Annotated in this window: 12 protein-coding genes; 7 read left to right on the top strand and 5 right to left on the bottom strand. The window is 42.7% G+C overall.

What is annotated here, in order from left to right; translation table 11 throughout:
- Nucleotides 1-519 precede the first annotated feature (519 nt).
- A complete protein-coding gene (locus tag R7F67_RS16265) occupies nt 520-870 on the bottom strand; it encodes a hypothetical protein (protein ID WP_005381666.1) in 351 nt (116 codons plus the stop codon).
- On the bottom strand, nt 867-1,706 hold the full coding sequence (locus R7F67_RS16270) for a hypothetical protein (protein WP_318057271.1): 840 nt from the start codon (nt 1,704-1,706) through the stop codon (nt 867-869). The genes R7F67_RS16265 and R7F67_RS16270 overlap by 4 nt, the downstream gene beginning before the upstream one ends.
- 209 nt (nt 1,707-1,915) lie before the next feature.
- On the opposite strand from R7F67_RS16270, the gene R7F67_RS16275 reads away from it, so the two are divergent.
- From R7F67_RS16275 to R7F67_RS16305, 7 genes are all read left to right on the top strand, one after another.
- Entirely contained in the window at nt 1,916-2,260 is a 345-nt protein-coding gene (locus tag R7F67_RS16275) for a hypothetical protein (protein WP_140272030.1), read from the top strand.
- 132 nt (nt 2,261-2,392) lie between these two features.
- Nucleotides 2,393-4,744, top strand: a complete 2,352-nt coding sequence (locus tag R7F67_RS16280) for a class I SAM-dependent DNA methyltransferase (RefSeq protein WP_234499397.1) — start codon at nt 2,393-2,395, stop codon at nt 4,742-4,744.
- Between the two features lie 208 nt (nt 4,745-4,952).
- The gene (locus tag R7F67_RS16285) at nt 4,953-5,984 is read left to right on the top strand and encodes an Abi family protein (RefSeq protein WP_234499396.1); all 1,032 of its coding nucleotides are present in this window, start codon (nt 4,953-4,955) and stop codon (nt 5,982-5,984) included.
- Nucleotides 5,977-7,359 carry a restriction endonuclease subunit S gene (locus tag R7F67_RS16290; protein ID WP_234499395.1) on the top strand — a complete coding sequence of 461 codons (1,383 nt, stop codon included), beginning with the start codon at nt 5,977-5,979 and terminating at the stop codon, nt 7,357-7,359. Before R7F67_RS16285 ends, R7F67_RS16290 begins: the two co-directional genes overlap by 8 nt.
- A 69-nt stretch (nt 7,360-7,428) precedes the next feature.
- Nucleotides 7,429-8,043, top strand: a complete 615-nt coding sequence (locus R7F67_RS16295) for a DUF2971 domain-containing protein (protein ID WP_234499394.1) — start codon at nt 7,429-7,431, stop codon at nt 8,041-8,043.
- Between the two features lie 14 nt (nt 8,044-8,057).
- The gene (locus R7F67_RS16300; protein WP_140272034.1) at nt 8,058-8,663 is read left to right on the top strand and encodes a hypothetical protein; all 606 of its coding nucleotides are present in this window, start codon (nt 8,058-8,060) and stop codon (nt 8,661-8,663) included.
- A 124-nt stretch (nt 8,664-8,787) separates the two neighbouring features.
- On the top strand, nt 8,788-12,081 hold the full coding sequence (locus R7F67_RS16305) for a type I restriction endonuclease subunit R (RefSeq protein WP_407830132.1): 3,294 nt from the start codon (nt 8,788-8,790) through the stop codon (nt 12,079-12,081).
- Between the two features lie 153 nt (nt 12,082-12,234).
- On the opposite strand, the gene R7F67_RS16310 is transcribed toward R7F67_RS16305, so the two are convergent.
- The 3 genes from R7F67_RS16310 to R7F67_RS16320 form a co-directional block, all read right to left on the bottom strand.
- Nucleotides 12,235-13,275, bottom strand: coding sequence for a hypothetical protein (locus R7F67_RS16310; RefSeq protein WP_154119501.1), 1,041 nt, complete (start codon nt 13,273-13,275; stop codon nt 12,235-12,237).
- A 102-nt stretch (nt 13,276-13,377) separates the two neighbouring features.
- Nucleotides 13,378-14,529 carry a site-specific integrase gene (locus tag R7F67_RS16315; RefSeq protein WP_140272036.1) on the bottom strand — a complete coding sequence of 384 codons (1,152 nt, stop codon included), beginning with the start codon at nt 14,527-14,529 and terminating at the stop codon, nt 13,378-13,380.
- Between the two features lie 262 nt (nt 14,530-14,791).
- Nucleotides 14,792-16,084, bottom strand: a complete 1,293-nt coding sequence (locus tag R7F67_RS16320; protein WP_318057272.1) for a site-specific integrase — start codon at nt 16,082-16,084, stop codon at nt 14,792-14,794.
- Nucleotides 16,085-16,152 lie beyond the last annotated feature (68 nt).

Consider the following 16,152-nt stretch of genomic DNA (forward strand, 5'->3'; position numbering starts at 1 on the left):
AGTTCTTTTAGTTGTTGATTTCATAACACTCTCCAATTTTGGGGGTGGAAAGTGTCAACCTTATTTAGGACGGCACAGTTGATACAAAAAAGGCCACCCGAAGGTGACCTTTTCCAAACGTTTGGTGGAGCTGGCGGGACTCACCTTCAACTGCCTTAAAAAACAGTCACTTCAATAGGTTAGGGTGTTTGTGATTTTTGAGAATAACCCTTTAGTACCTTATCTTAGTACCATATGAGGCCAGTATCAATATGGAAGCTTATTATCCTAAGTTAAGGACGCCAGTTCAGCTCCCTGAATGGGAGTTGAACTGGCGTCTGAAGTTTTATAGAGAGTCACAACCTTGATATTTGCATCTGCGGCGTTATAGGAAGGTGTTCTAAAACGAAATGAAGCGAAGTGTATTTTCGCACTTCGCTAGGAATGGCATCGGCAATAGTATTTGCAATTTAATCTATTGTGCTTTAGAAACCTTTCACCGATTGTACGGTATATGTTCCAATACGTGAGTTAATTAATCTATTCATCAAAAAATCTATCAATACATTTAGCACAGCGGTCTTGTTTGTCATAGTCGAAGTCTTCATAGACGTCGTTTAAAATTCTATTATCCTCAAATGTGATAATGGCTTGACAGTCTGAGCACCTTCCATAAGTAAGCTTGCAGACATCTTCTAGCTTGACCCGCTCTTCATAACCACATGGATGAGTTATGAAAAGTCGTAGACCATCCTGCTGAGCACTTTCGTAGGATATTTTCTCAAGTAGAACCGTAAGTTTCTGCATAGCAGATTCTAAGCTGTCGGCAGTGGCGACAAAATAACGTCGGGCTGGCGCAGCGGCAATTGCTTCATTAATAATGTAATTCATAGTTTACCTTTTTGTTTTATAATATTTTTTATTGTTTCTGTTTGGTGGGAAGTCAATGGCATCTTTTCTAATGCGAGTTGCGTTTGAATTAGGCGATTGCTTTGTCTGCGTACTTGGCACCAATCACTATCAATTTTTGCCTTAAGCCACTTATCAAACTGACTTCGCATCTTCTTAATCAGTTTTTCGATTTCTAAAGCTTGATTGGCTTTTTCATATTGATACTGCCAAGTACTCAACCGTCGTCCTTTCTCTTTTTCAATTGGTTCATAGCTCCGGTAATCTATTCCGACATGTTGCAAAACCGCATGGTTGAAAGTTTGCTTCAAGAGTTTTGTCGCGCCTTTTTTCTGCAACTCCTTCAAAACGCGCCCACGAACCACTTTGCCAATGATTAGGTGGACATGATCACCAGTGCCTTTTTGCCCTTCTTGGTTTTGCTGGTGTAATACAGCGCGGATCTGCTGTCGATACTGTGCGAACTCAGCTTTTGTCAGCTTGCAGTATTTAGCCAGCTTGATGCAGCAATCTTTGACAATGGATTGCCACTGCTCATAGCTAGGTCTGTAGCCCCTTGGCAACGTAAGGCAATATTCCATCGCGTAGCTCGATAGTGGGCGACCACCACGGCGGTTATTTAGCTGTTGCTTAAGCCTGAAATGTTCGCCTGTAAGAGCAATGCGCTTGGAGGTATCGGCACAGCCGAAGAGTGATACGAGGTCTTCGGTGTATTTGTGGTTAGCGTGTTTGGTGTTTAGAAGGTAACGTTCGCGCATCATTATGCCGTCAGATGCGAGGCGAACGGGTTGTGTTGTTACAGTCCAGTTTTTAAGCATGAATCTCTATTTTTTATAAACATAGAAATTTATTTTTGTATTTGCAAATAACCTTTGAGTTATTTTTGTTATTTATGGCAGGTTCCAGATAGGACAACCGCTTCGCGTTGTCACTGGCAAGAATGGAGACCCTTCTTAACTACCCCCTTTTCAAAAAATGCCATCGTTTGAATAAAGAAAAAATAGTTATTACTCTTTAAATAAACGATATGGAAAAAGAAACTTCCGCTTTGGATTTAATTCAACTTCTGCATGATTTAGAAGACCTTGAAACCACAGATCTTGAGAGCTTAGTGCTTGAAGGAGCGATGAACGCTGGTTTTGTTACCAAGGGTGATTCAGTGAAAAACCTATACAGACGAGCATGGGTTAAAAAAGTGACAGAACATGCTAATGATGCTTATAGATTAGAGGATGTTGCCACAGGCGAGAACTTGGCAGCTACGATCGATAACGTAAAGGCACTATTGAAAGCGAGAGAGACCAAAGTCACTGATATACTGGAATTGCTCGCTAAGCAAATATTAGATGCAACACCTCCGTATAAAAGCTGATTGGATCAGTAGCAATTTATATTTGGTTATTTGATTTAAGCGTCCGAAAGGGCGCTTTTTTGTTAGATGTCGCTGTCACCATATGAGCCGTAGGGTATAATCAGCGCAATTTTCTCAATTGTGCTGTTTACAATGACTAACAACAACTTCTCCCAAACCGCTGCCTTTATCTGGTCAGTGGCTGACCTGCTTCGCGGTGACTTTAAACAATCCCAGTACGGCCGTGTGATCCTGCCGTTTACCCTACTTCGTCGCCTTGAGTGTGTACTAGAGCCAAGCAAAGATGTGGTACTCGCTGAAATTTCAAAAGTAGATAAATTAAGCGAAACTATGGTTGCAGCAGGTAAAGATCCACTGGATGAAAACCAGCGCGAAAAGATGTTGCTACGAGCAACCCAATCACCTATGCAGCCGGATGGATTGGCTTTCTTCAACACCTCGCCAATGAACCTTGGCAAGATGGGACAAAGCAACATCAAGGCGAACCTTGAGAAGTACGTGCAGTCATTCTCCAAGGATGCACGTGAAATCTTCGAGCATTTCAAGTTCGACGAGTTTGTCGGGCTGCTGGAAGATGCCAATCTGCTTTACAAAGTGGTGAAGAAGTTTGCCACCACCGACCTTAGCCCAAACAGCATTTCCAACCACGATATGGGCTTGGTGTTTGAAGAGTTGATCCGCCGCTTTGCGGAAGGCTCAAACGAGACCGCTGGTGAATATTTTACCCCGCGTGACATCGTGCGCCTGACCACCTCTTTGGTGTTTATGGAAGATGACGAAGCCCTAACCAAAGATGGCATCATCCGTACCATCTATGACCCAACAGCGGGTACAGGTGGCTTCCTCTCTTCAGGCATGGAATACGTGCACGAACTCAACCCAAAAGCGGTGATGCGTGCGTTTGGTCAGGAGCTAAACCCAGAGTCCTATGCTATCTGTAAGGCAGATATGCTAATCAAAGGGCAAGATGTTAGCTGCATCAAGCTAGGTAATACTCTGTCAAATGACCAACTGCCCGCCGACAAGTTTGACTACATGCTGTCTAACCCGCCGTTTGGTGTGGATTGGAAAAAGATTGAAGGTGAAATCAAAGACGAGCACCAGCAAAAAGGCTTTGATGGACGCTTTGGCGCAGGCTTGCCGCGAGTCTCTGATGGTTCGTTGCTGTTCTTGATGCACCTTATCAGCAAGATGCGTGATAAGAAGAATGTCGATAACCAAGTGATCGATGGAGGTCGTATCGGCATCATCCTTAATGGTTCACCACTATTTACTGGTGGTGCGGGTAGCGGTGAGAGTGAAATACGCCGTTACATCCTTGAAGCTGATCTACTTGAAGCGATTGTCGCGCTGCCTACCGATATGTTCTATAACACAGGCATTGCGACCTATGTTTGGGTTCTGAGTAACAAAAAAGACCCAGCACGTAAGGGCAAAGTGCAGTTGATTAATGGCGCTAACTTAAGTACGAAAATGCGTAAGTCATTAGGCTCTAAGCGTCACTATTTAACTGATGAAGAAATTCGCACCATCACGAAGAACTTTGGTGACTTTGAAGAAATCGACACCTTGACCAAAGATGGTGTGACGGACAACCAAAAACACTTTGCCAGCAAGATATTTGATACTTATCAGTTTGGCTACCGACGACTAACCATAGAGCGTCCACTGCGTCTGTCAGCACAAATCACCGATGAAGCGGTGGAATCACTGCGCTTTGCTCCCAAGCCATTTAATGCCGTAATGCAGGCAGTCTTTGAACAGTTTGGTACAGAGTGGACTCAGGATACATACGGTACGCTGATTGAAGTAGAAGCTGAAGTGCGTGCGCTGATCAAAGCTGAATTTCCTGAACTAAAAGAAAAGCAAATCAAAGATGTGCTGAATAGCAAGCTGTGGCTGAATCAAAAAGCCCTGATGGATGCGGCGAACGCCCTGCAAGGTGCTGTAGGTGACAAACTTGGTGGAAAGGTGCAGCAATCTGACGACTTCAACCAGTTTGAACTGACCTTGAAAGGCGCATTCAAGGCCACTGGCATAAAATTCGATGCGAAGCAGAAGAAACAATTTATTGATGCGGTAACGTGGAAGAACCAAGACGCCGAACCTGTGATCAAAAAAGTGCTGAAAGAAGAGGCACAGCCGCTATACGGTGCGTTCGACTATAAGGGTAAGGTTGTTGAGTTCCAGCAAGATGGCGACTTGCGTGATAACGAGAACGTGCCACTTGAGCCAAGCGTTAGCACTTCAACCTTGATTGAAAGCTACTTTAAACGTGAAGTACAGCCACATGTTGCCGATGCGTGGATCAACCCAGATAAGCGTGATGACAAGGACAATGAGATAGGTATTGTTGGCTACGAAATCCCATTTAACCGCCATTTCTATGTTTATCAGCCACCGCGTGCGCTGGAAGATATTGATGCTGATTTAGATGCCGTAAGTGCTGATATTATGAAGCTTTTAAGTGAGGTTCATTCGTGATCAATTCGTATTTTTTAGCTGCTTATTTTAGTGCTACTGAACGATTTTCTAAACAATTTAACTTGACTAAAAATGACGGCGTGGTCAATAATGACGTTAACACGCCCACCAAGCCTATGCTTAGCATGCTCAAATTGAGTGGGCTTTTTTATGTCTTCAGTTTACCGAAATTAACCATTCATGTCCTCTCCTTCACGGAGGGGAACTGATGGCAACATTTACGAAAACCGCTAAAACGTTAGATGAACAAATCGCTTTGCTGCAAGAGCGTGGTCTAACAATTCGTGATCCAGAACGCGCCAAGCGTTACCTCGAAGTGATCAGCTTCTTCCGTCTTTCTAGCTATATGCGTCCTTTCCAAGTTCCGCATGATCACACACACCAGTTTAAGACCGATGTCGAATTTAAATCTATCGTTGATCTTTATGCCTTTGATCGTGAGCTGCGCCTATTAATCATGGATGCAATTGAACGAGTTGAAGTGGCAGTACGTGCAACATTCAACAACCATATGGGGACGAAATATCAAACCGAGAAACAGCATAGTGGTTCACATTGGTATTTGAATGAAAGTTTGTTTAAGCGTGACTACAACCATAAGCGGATGTTGAGTAAGGTAGAAAGTTGCCAAAGTCGAGATTCTATCGATCTGCAAAAAGACATAACTAAAATTAATCGAAGTAACCAAAGTGAGGACGAAAAAGCGAACAGGATAGATAAAAGAGTTCGCGAGCGCTACCCACGCTTTTATCAGCATAACTATCAACATCCTCGCTTGATGCCAAGCTGGGCTATGGTCGAAGAGTTGACCTTCGGGACTATCTCACATCTCTATAAAGGGCTGGCAAAAGATGCCGACCGTAAAGGGATTGCCAAGCGTTTTGATGTACCACAAGAGGTGTTTGTGAGTTGGCTGCATACACTCAATTTTGTTCGTAACTGCTGCGCGCACCATAGCCGACTCTGGAATCGTGAACTTTCTATACCGCCCAAAGTGCCTCATGGCGAGCACTGGCAACTTCCGCATCGATTAGAGCCAAGCAAGGTGCAACCTAGCCGTCGTATTTATATGGTGATGTTGATGTTGGCGCATTTGATGCGACAAATTAGCCCAGATAGCCAGTGGCATAACAAAGTCAAAGCGTTAGTAACCGTAATGTACCCAAATGTGCCTCTGGCACCGATGGGATTCCCTGAAGATTGGCGTACACATATTTTTTGGGGTGGGGAAGATGAGTAAAGTAGCTTTGAACGGAAAATATGCAGCATATCCAGAATATAAGGACTCTGGAGTCGAGTGGCTGGATGAAATTCCGAGCCATTGGCGTTGTACTCGTTTGAAAAGGTACTGCAAGGTAACAGATGGAAGTCATCATTCTCCAAAGATTGAAACTGATGGCTATCCGTTCATATCGGTTACTGATGTAGGTGTAAATAGTATTAACTTTTCAGATGCAAAAAGAATTTCTACGAAAGACTATGGACGCCTAGTGAGGGAAGGATGTAAGCCATCCATTGGTGATGTTCTTCTGACTAAAGATGGTACGATTGGTAGAGCTTGTATTGTCAAAGAAGGCATGCCTGATTTTGTCATACTGTCTTCATTAGGGCTGTTGACACCAAAAGAAAACCTCTTAAATAGTTATTTGTATTACTACTTGGTATCAGGAATTAATGTCGATCAGATGAACAGCATGATCCATGGTTCAGCTCTTCGTCGCATGACAATAAGCAAAATTGACGATCTAATTATTGTGCTCCCCTCGTATGATGAACAAACCCAAATCGCCAACTTCCTCGATCACGAAACCGCCAAGATTGACACTTTGATTGAAAAACAACAGCAACTGATTAAGCTGCTGAAAGAGAAGCGACAAGCGGTGATCAGCCATGCGGTGACTAAAGGATTGAACCCTCAAGCACCAATGAAAAATTCCGGTGTGGAGTGGTTAGGGGAAGTGCCAGAGCATTGGGTGGTAAAAAGGCTAAAACATATTTCGCCTAAGGTAGGGGTTGGCCTTGTTATAAATCCATCGACTTATACGAAGGATGAAGGTACGTATTTTATTTTTGGTGGTGACGTCAAAGAGTACGGTTTTGATTTGACGAAAACACGTAAAATCTCTCAAAAAGATAGCGACCAACTGAAGGCTTCGCAACTTCACCATCGTGATTTAGTGTCAATTCGTGTTGGATATCCGGGAATTACAGCGGTTGTTCCAGAGCATTTAGAAGGCTCGAATTGCGCTTCAATTATTATTATAAGGAGAGGTGAGTTTGATTCTGATTGGCTTTGTGCGGCTATGAATATTTGGGTTGGCAGACAACAGGTTGACTTAGCTTCTTACGGTGCAGCACAAAAGCAATTTAATGTATCTGATGCAATTGAGTTTATTTTTCCAGTTCCTCCTGAAGAAGAGCAAAAGAAGATAGCTTCATTTGTCCAGTCAACACTTGATAAATTTACGTTGTTAGCAGACCAAGCGCAGAAGCAGATAGAGCTACTAAAGGAGCGCCGAACTGCTCTTATCTCTGCCGCTATTACTGGCAAGATTGATGTTCGCAACTGGCATGCTCCAGATCCAGAAGTTCAACAGCAGGAGGCTGGGTTATGAGTATCAACTCAACTTTAAAGAACAATTTTCAAGGTGAGATCTATATCCAAATAATTCGGTGGGAACTATATGGCTAATTCATGGATGCATGAAACTGACAAAGGAGAGGTGCTATATAAGTACCGCTCTTTCGATAGCTTTGAAAACCTAGTTGATATATTGGTCAACTCCAGAGTCTACGCTGCAACTTTTGACGCAATGAATGATCCTATGGAAGGTTGTTATAACTTTCCTGACTCGTACTCTGTTGGTGATATTGAAGAGTTAGAATCAGTGATATCTAAACAGAAGTTCTGTTCTTTGAGTACATCAAGAGATATTGACCTGATGTGGGCACACTACTCGAATGGTAATCGAGGTATTTGCATTGGGGTTACACTGAAAAGCACTAAAAAATCTGGATGTGCTTTACGGGTCAAATATGAAGGACAGCCTAATCTTATACACCGCTCTGATTCTAAAGAGGGAGACGATAGAGCACGGCGTATACTTAGATATAAATCACCTTGTTGGCAATATGAAGAAGAGGTACGTTTATTCAGCAATGAAGGCCATCTAATCGATGTTGAAATAAAAGAGGTGATCTTTGGGAAAAGAGCAGATAAGAAAATTAAGCCATTGGTTGAAGCGCTAATTACTAAGTTTCAGCCAGATGCCAAAGTGCTGATGCAAGGTGATCTTTAAATAAGGGATTGTTAGTGGATAAGAAGGATGTATTAGAGATTTATAGAGAGCAATTTGCTTTTGAAGTTGAAAGGAAAAAGGAGATTACAGCTCAGGCTCAAATCCGTTTTGCTTTAGTTGCAACAGGAGCGACTATGCTTGTCTATATGGCTCGTAACTTTGACTTGAATGCTCCCATTTCTCTACTCGCTATTTTTTGTATTAGCTCGTTGATGAGTGCCATTGTCTTTTCTGTGATTGTTTATAAGTTAATAGAGGTTTTTTGGGGTAATACCTACAGCTATTTACCTGCTATGGATACTTCCGAGGAATATCGCAAAAATATTGAAAACTCTCCATCAACAACTGAAAGTTTTGAAGAATACTTAATCGATGAATACAGTGCATGTGCTGGAGATAATCGTAAAACAAATAGCCAACGGCAAGGTAAGCTTAATTCAATTGTAAAGTGGCTCAAAGCATCAATTATTCCTTTTTTAATATCAGGAGGGACTTTTTTGATATTTGACTTAGACGCATCGTCGTCGAGAAGGCCTGTTGAAGTTCAGCTTAAAGGTATTCAAAACTCTAGCTGTGACCTGATAAAACAACAATTAAAGGTAATACATGACGGACAATAAGAATGAACAAAAGCCTGCGCAAATGGCGTCGCCTATTAAGCGTCCCCAGCGAGAGCGGGTGATAGAAATGAAGAAAGTGTGTATTACTAAACCTTACGAACCTAGCCTTGAGTCTAAAGAGTTAATGTTGTTTGAAAGGCTTCCAACTCCTTCAAATAATCGAGCAGAACATCGACCTACTCTAGAATCTGTTTTTCAGGCAGACATTGTTAGCCAGATGGTTGCCAATGGCTGGGTACAAGGCACTGGCGCGGGCTACAACCGTGATTCGGCATTGTATGAAGCGGATGTGCTGACATTTATCAAACAGACGCAGCCGAAAGAGTGGGAGAAGTTCTGCAAAGTCTTCCCGACTGACTCAGAGCGCCACTTTCTCGATGCCTTGGTGACTCAGCTAAAAAAGGCCGATGAGAACGCCACTGATCGCGCATCACGTACCTTTGGCACTTTGGGCGTATTACGTCATGGTTTGAAAATCCGCAATGCCCGTTTTGAATTGTGTCAGTTTAAGCCAGAACATAACCTCAACCCAGAAACCTTGGCGCGTTATCAGCATAACATCTGCCGTATTGTGCCAGAGCTAGTTTACAGCCCGTATGCTACGCAAGCGGAACTCGAAGCGACAGGCAAGCAAGCTAAGAAGTGGCGTATTGATTTGGTGCTGTTCGTTAATGGTTTGCCCGTCTCTACCCTTGAGTTGAAATCTGAGTTTAAGCAAGCGGTAGAAAACGCCATTACGCAGTACAAACTGACCCGTTTACCGAAAGACTCAGCCACTAAAAAGCCAGAGCCGCTTTTGAGCTTTAAACGCGGTGCCTTAGTGCATTTCGCGGTAAGCCAGTATGAAGTCTACATGGCAACCAAGCTTGCGGGTGAAGAGACATTCTTCCTGCCTTTCAACAAAGGCACGCATGATGGCGGTAAAGGCAACGACATTCCTGAAGATGAAAACCGTTACGCCACCGACTACCTGTGGAATGAAGTATTAACCCCAGATAACTTGCTCAACATCATCGGGCGCTTTATCCATCTTCAAATTGAAGAAAAGGAAGATTGGGAGGGGCGTAAAACCAAGAAAGAAACCCTGATCTTCCCGCGTTACCACCAGTGGGATGTAGTGACGAAATTGGTTGATGCTGCGATTGTTGAGGGCACTGGTAATAAATACCTGATCCAGCACAGTGCAGGTTCGGGCAAGTCCAACTCGATTGCATGGACAGCGCACCAACTCTCGACCTTGCATGATGCCAACGGCAACAAGCAGTTTGATTCGGTGATTGTGGTGACTGACCGCACCGTATTGGATGATCAGCTACAAGACACCATCTATCAGTTTGAACATGCTGATGGCGTGGTGGGGCGTATCAATCGCAAAGAGGGCGATGGCTCTAAATCAGATAAGTTGGCAACGGCACTGGAAACGTCTCAGCCAATCATCATCGTGACCATTCAAACCTTCCCGCATGTGTTAAAGGCGATTGAGAACTCAACGTCACTCAAAGAGCGTCGTTACGCCATCATTGCTGATGAAGCGCACTCGTCACAAACAGGTGCAACGGCTCGCCAGCTCAAAGAAGTGTTGATGACGGATGAAGCTGACGAGGACATAGAGCTTTCGTCAGAAGATATTCTTGATGCCACTGTTGCGGCGCGTCGGGGCAGTGCTAACCTGAGTTATTACGCCTTTACCGCCACACCAAAGCCAAAGACTCTGGAGTTGTTTGGTCGCAGACCTGACCCAGAGCAGCCAGCATCTAAACGTAACTTGCCAGTGGCTTACCACATATATTCAATGCGTCAGGCGATTGAGGAAGGCTTTATTCTCGATGTTTTGAGGAACTACACCAATTACAAGGTGATCTATCAGCTCAAGCAGAAGTTGGAAGCGGAAGACAAAGAGGTGGATTCAGGCAAAGCCAAGCTGAAACTCAATAACTGGGTGCGCCTGCATGACCACAATATCTCGCAGAAAGTGAAGGTGATTGTTGAGCACTTCAAAAAGAACGTGATGGGCTTATTGGGTGGTCAAGCTAAGGCTATGGTCGTCACAAGCTCGCGTAAAGAGGCGGTGCGTTACAAACTGGCTTTTGATAAGTATGTTTCTGAGCATGGTTATGCGGGTATTCGTGCCATGGTTGCATTCTCTGGTGAAGTCGAGTTTAACGCTGCTGACCCAGACAGCACTGCGTTTATGGATCAGAAGTTCACTGAGCACAACATGAACCCTGACCTTAAAGGTCGTGAGATGCGCAAAGCCTTTAACACAGATGATTATCAGGTGATGCTGGTGGCAAACAAATTTCAGACGGGCTTTGACCAACCAAAACTCTGCGCTATGTACGTGGATAAAAAGCTCGCAGGTGTTGAATGTGTACAGACGCTTTCACGACTTAACCGAACTTATCCGGGCAAAGCCGAATGTGGTACATTTGTGCTCGACTTCTACAACGATCCGCAAGATATTCTTGATGCTTTCCAGCCTTATTATCAAGTGGCAGAGCTTGAGGATGTCACTGACCCTGACAAGATTTTCGACCTATCAGAGAAGCTGCGTGCTAGCGGTATATTCTTATGGTCGGAGGTAGATCTATTCGTTGATGCCTTCTTTACCAAGAACAAATCTAATGCGGCTATCAGTAATATCTGCAAGCCAGCGATAGACCGTTGGCGCAAGCGTTATACTTCTGCGGTAGAAGCATACATTCACGCTAAAAACGTGTTTGAACGCACCAAGAAAACAGGTGATGCCGTGTTAATCGCTAATGCGGAAAACACCTTCAAAGAGTGTAAGCAGGAGAAAGACCGTTTGGAGATTTTCAAGAAGGATTTAGGTAGCTTTGTACGCTTCTATGAGTTTATGTCACAGATTGTCGATTACGATGACAAAGAGCTAGAGAAACTGAGCCTCTATGCACGCCACCTTCGTCCAATGCTGCGCGAGAAGGTTATTGAAGAGGATGAACTTGACCTTGGTAATGTGGTGATGAGCCACTATCGTCTGTCGAAGATCCGTCAGCAGGACATTCAGCTTCAAGAGAATACGCCTGAGTACAAGTTGCACCCAAGCAACGATGTTGGCACTGCCAAGCCAAAGGATAAGAAAGAAGAGTTCCTGTCTCACATCATTGAGCGATTGAACGAGGTGTTTGTCACCGACAACCTGACCGACAAAGACATGATCAATTATGCCTTTACGGTGCGTGACAAACTCACAGAAAACGAAACGGTGATGAGCCAAATAGCCAACAACACGCGTGAGCAAGCCATGCTGGGCGACTTCCCACGTGCGATTGATGATGCGATTTTGAATAGCAACGAGGCGCACCAAGAACAAATGATGCAGTTGTTGTCTGACCCGAACAAAACCAAACAATTTGCGCGGGTTATCTTCGATATGTTGAGTGGGTATAAAGGGTAAGGAAGTGGTTTTTGTGATGAAGGGGCTGGTTGAATCAGCTTAAAGTTTTTTGAGTGAATTGGATGAGCCAGTTTATGGCTGGCTCATGCTTTAGGATATTCCGTTCTTTCAGTTAATTAAATAAACGTAAAAAACGGAATCAACTGATGCCAGTTAAGCGTTGTTGATAAGGTAATATATTTTCTTTCGCCCTGTTTTTCCGCTAACCTCAAAGTTGATGAGCTTACCAGATACACGGTCAATTATTTCAGCGCACTTGTCACGGCCATATTTTGTGTTTTTTAAAAGAAAATCTCTTAATTCCGTTTTATCCATCTTATTGCCATCTAAAACAGACTTTATTAATGAAACGGCATCAGGGTACTTATCAAGATAATCATTATATTTAAACACTTCATCTTGTAAAGATTTTGCCTTTGTATGCGTATTTTCATCGATATTTCGAACAGAATTTATCATATCAACATACTTCAAACTTTCTGCTTTTTGGTATGCGAATGTCAGCTCAAGGGCATTATTACCACGGAGTTTTTGGTTTATCAGTTGAATGTGTTTTGTTTGGGTTCCATTTTCGTCAGTATTGTCATATTTAATGTCCATCATGTAGATACAATCTACGTCTTCGACAAGATCTGATGTCCCAGAATAGACAAGTTTGTTGTCGCCATCTCGATTTTTGTTGGTATGACCTAAACCGATAAAGGTTCCCCCCCTCATAACAAAATCTCTGACAGTGATACCAAATCTACGCATATGTTTTTTGTCCATTGTGTCAGCGAACTTCTTAAGAGTATCCACAATGATCACAACATCCTTTGCTGCATCATCATCAGATAATCCGTCTAAGATGGCTAACAGAGAATGTGATTCGAAGCCGTTATATCCGGGAACAAGCACGTGAACCCCAATACTTTCCAAAATTTCAGTTTTTTCAATAACTCCATTTTGAGTGTCATCAGCATTTATATAAAAGACCGATAGATCGTTAGTAAGACCTGCTGCATGAGCTTGTTTCAGTTGGTTGATGATTAATAAGGTTTTGCCAGCATTCGGTGGTGCAAAAAGAGTACTTGACTGTCCTTTGAGAACTAAACGGTCAAAGATAAAAACGCTCTCAGCAGCGTTCTGTTTAATATTATCTAAGTCCTCATTGATAGCGAGTTCAATGAGTGTTGCCAATGTATTTTTTTTCATTAAATAAACTTTCAGTAAATTTAGGGTGAGCGAAGCCGTTCACCCAAAATATATGGGTTAATAAAATATTTTTTAGTTGTGGTGGTGCTGTTTAAATAGGTATCACGCTAAATTATATGGGCGAATATATGCGGTATGGCTCGTATCTATCATATTAACAACAGGAGCAAGAATTCTAGGATGGTATTGCTCACTGTACGTATCAAACGACTCAGAATTATGTTTATGGCCAACAATGCACTCTATAATCTCTTTGGAAATTCCTAACTGTTTCAACTCATTGATGAACGTGTGTCGGAAAGAGTGTGCATCTAACCCTTTACCTAAACCCAATGAATCCCTACGGCGACTAAACCACTTCGAAGCGTTAGTCGAGTAGTAGCCATCAACAAGAGGCAGTTCTGGGAAGAGACGACCATCGTTTTTTGAATCTACGAATGATAAGAAACCTTTTGCAATCAATTCATTATGAATAGGGATCAGCCTGATAGATGAACTATTTTTGACACTCTGCCCCTGGAAGTTCTCCCTAATCTTAAGACAGTAAACACCATCAACTTGAGTTACATCATCAAAGATTAGTTGGCAGATTTCATTTAGCCTTGCCCCTGTGTAACGTAACAATAGTGGTACCCAGTAGTAATAAGAATGAAGGTAGCGATGAGATTTGTAGTCTGTCATGTTGAAAATGGCAGCAAGGTGGTGGTCGGAAAAGCATAGGCGTTTCCGACCACCTTTTTCACTCTTTTTTGGAAGTCGATAGAATACATTGTCCTTAACGTATCCATGAGCTTTGCTCCAGTTAAGAAAAGTAGAGAATTTTTCGATTATCCCTTTGACGGTTGTAAGGGATAGACATGGTTTAGGCTTTGGCAAGGCCGCATTTTTGAAGATTACGTCGTACCCTGTTAGTCCCGCAAACTCAGAGTGTTTCTTTGCGTTTGTGGGATAGTGGCTCAAGGCGTCTCGAACGTTTTCAGCGCCTGAACGATCAAGCTCGTTTAAGTCATCAAAACCGATAAGGTGCAATACTCTCGCAAGAAGTTCATGATCTTGCTGGATGTTTTTTAGCTTAGATTTGCCGAGTTTGATACGTGAATCTGTATAAGCATCTAGTAGTTCGACACCTGTTAGTGGTTCTAGTGTCTTATGGCTTCGTTGCACTGGTATTTTAAGACTGAGGATAGCTTCGAGATTTACAGTATCTCTGAAATTTGAGCGTAAGCTTTGTGCTACAGAAGAGGATAAATTCATAATAGTTCCTAATTATTCGATTGCTTTCCAATCAATCTAAGAAGGTCTTTCACGCCCGTAAAGAAAAAAAACTAGCAACCTATCAATCACATACATGTATGCATACTTAACTGCAACTTGTTTTTTAAGTTGTTGTTTTTAAGTTGTTTATTTGGTTGCTTTGAGCTGAATTTTGAAATAAAGAGCTAATGAGTTTATTTTTTTTGGGCGTGAAATCACGCCCAAAATTAAAGCCACATAACTGTTTAAGAGGTCGCTAGGGTCACTCAGTTGAATAGTTTGGCACCTTATCTAAGGGGAGGGGTTCAATCAGGTTTACGACAGTCATCACTTGCTCAATGTTCAGATCCTTCCCGTAGCGGTCGTAGGTAATGTTATTCAAGGTGTGACCTAGTATCGCACCAGCCACAATATGGGAAACTTGCTTTTGTTTAAGTTGTGTCGCTACCGTATGACGGAAAGAATGAAAGTCATGCCCTTTGCCAAAACCAAGTTTGGTTTTAAAGCGTCCATACCACTTAGAGGCGGTGCTACCAAAACCATCTCGTGAATTTTTCAGTTCAGGAAACACACGCTCATGTTTGATTGAGTGTAGGTATTTAATGAATCCAAGTTCTATTAATTGTCGGTGAATTGGGATAACGCGACGACTCGTTACATTTTTTAGTTTCTGTCCCTCATATCGATCATCAATTCGGATCACCCAAATACCACTCTGTTGATAAATGTCCGCTTTGTAGAGTTGGCACAGTTCATTCTGCCGAGCACCTGTAAAATAAGCTAAGAGAGGGAGCCAGTAGTAGTAGGGATGTCTGAAGTCTCCCTTCGCATGAATTTCTGTACTAAAAATTTTCTGTAAGTCTGTTTTTGCATATGCGTTTTTGGCTTCACTATCTTTACGTTGCTTGCGGAAGCGAATTGCTTTGAATGGGTTGATATCAGTAAATTCGTTCAAGTGGCACCACTCAAAGAATCCTGACGCTTTCTGACAATAATCTTTTACCGACTCTTCACTGAGTGTAGGCATATTAAGGCTATTATTGAGTTTAACTGCCTCCTTGGCTGTTAGGCCTTTGAACTGGGGGTGTTTCTTCATGTTTACGGGGTAATGTCGCAATAGCTGCACTGCGTCTTCTGCATCGCGTCTGCGAATTAAAGGGAGATGGGATTTTCCAACTAAATCAAGAACGGTTTTGCACTTAGCTTTCAGCATTCCAACGGCCTTAGGAGAAATATGCTGAGCCTTATAAAGACAAAAGCGCTCTAGTATCTTTTCTGGGCATAACACCTTAAGCTTTTTCTGTTTTGCTGGTGGGTGCTTTTTTTCGTTCTGAATGGGTCTGACTTGCTTTGGTGCTGTGGTTGCAGTCGGGGATATAATGGTGCGACGAACCTGTATCTCTAGTTCTAATGCTAAAAGCGTAGCTTTATCTTTGCATGATGTTTTTAGCGATCGTTTAACTTCACGAATCCCATCAAATAAGTGTCGATGCTCTGAGGGGATTTGAAAGCGAAACTGCCAAATGCCAGATTTTGATATAGATAAATAGCGCATGTTTTAGTACCAAAATGTAGTACAAACAGCCTAATATTGAAGTGGCGAATACAAAAAGGGCGATAACT

The organism is Vibrio sp. YT-17, from assembly GCF_033337375.1.
Lineage (GTDB): Bacteria > Pseudomonadota > Gammaproteobacteria > Enterobacterales > Vibrionaceae > Vibrio > Vibrio alginolyticus.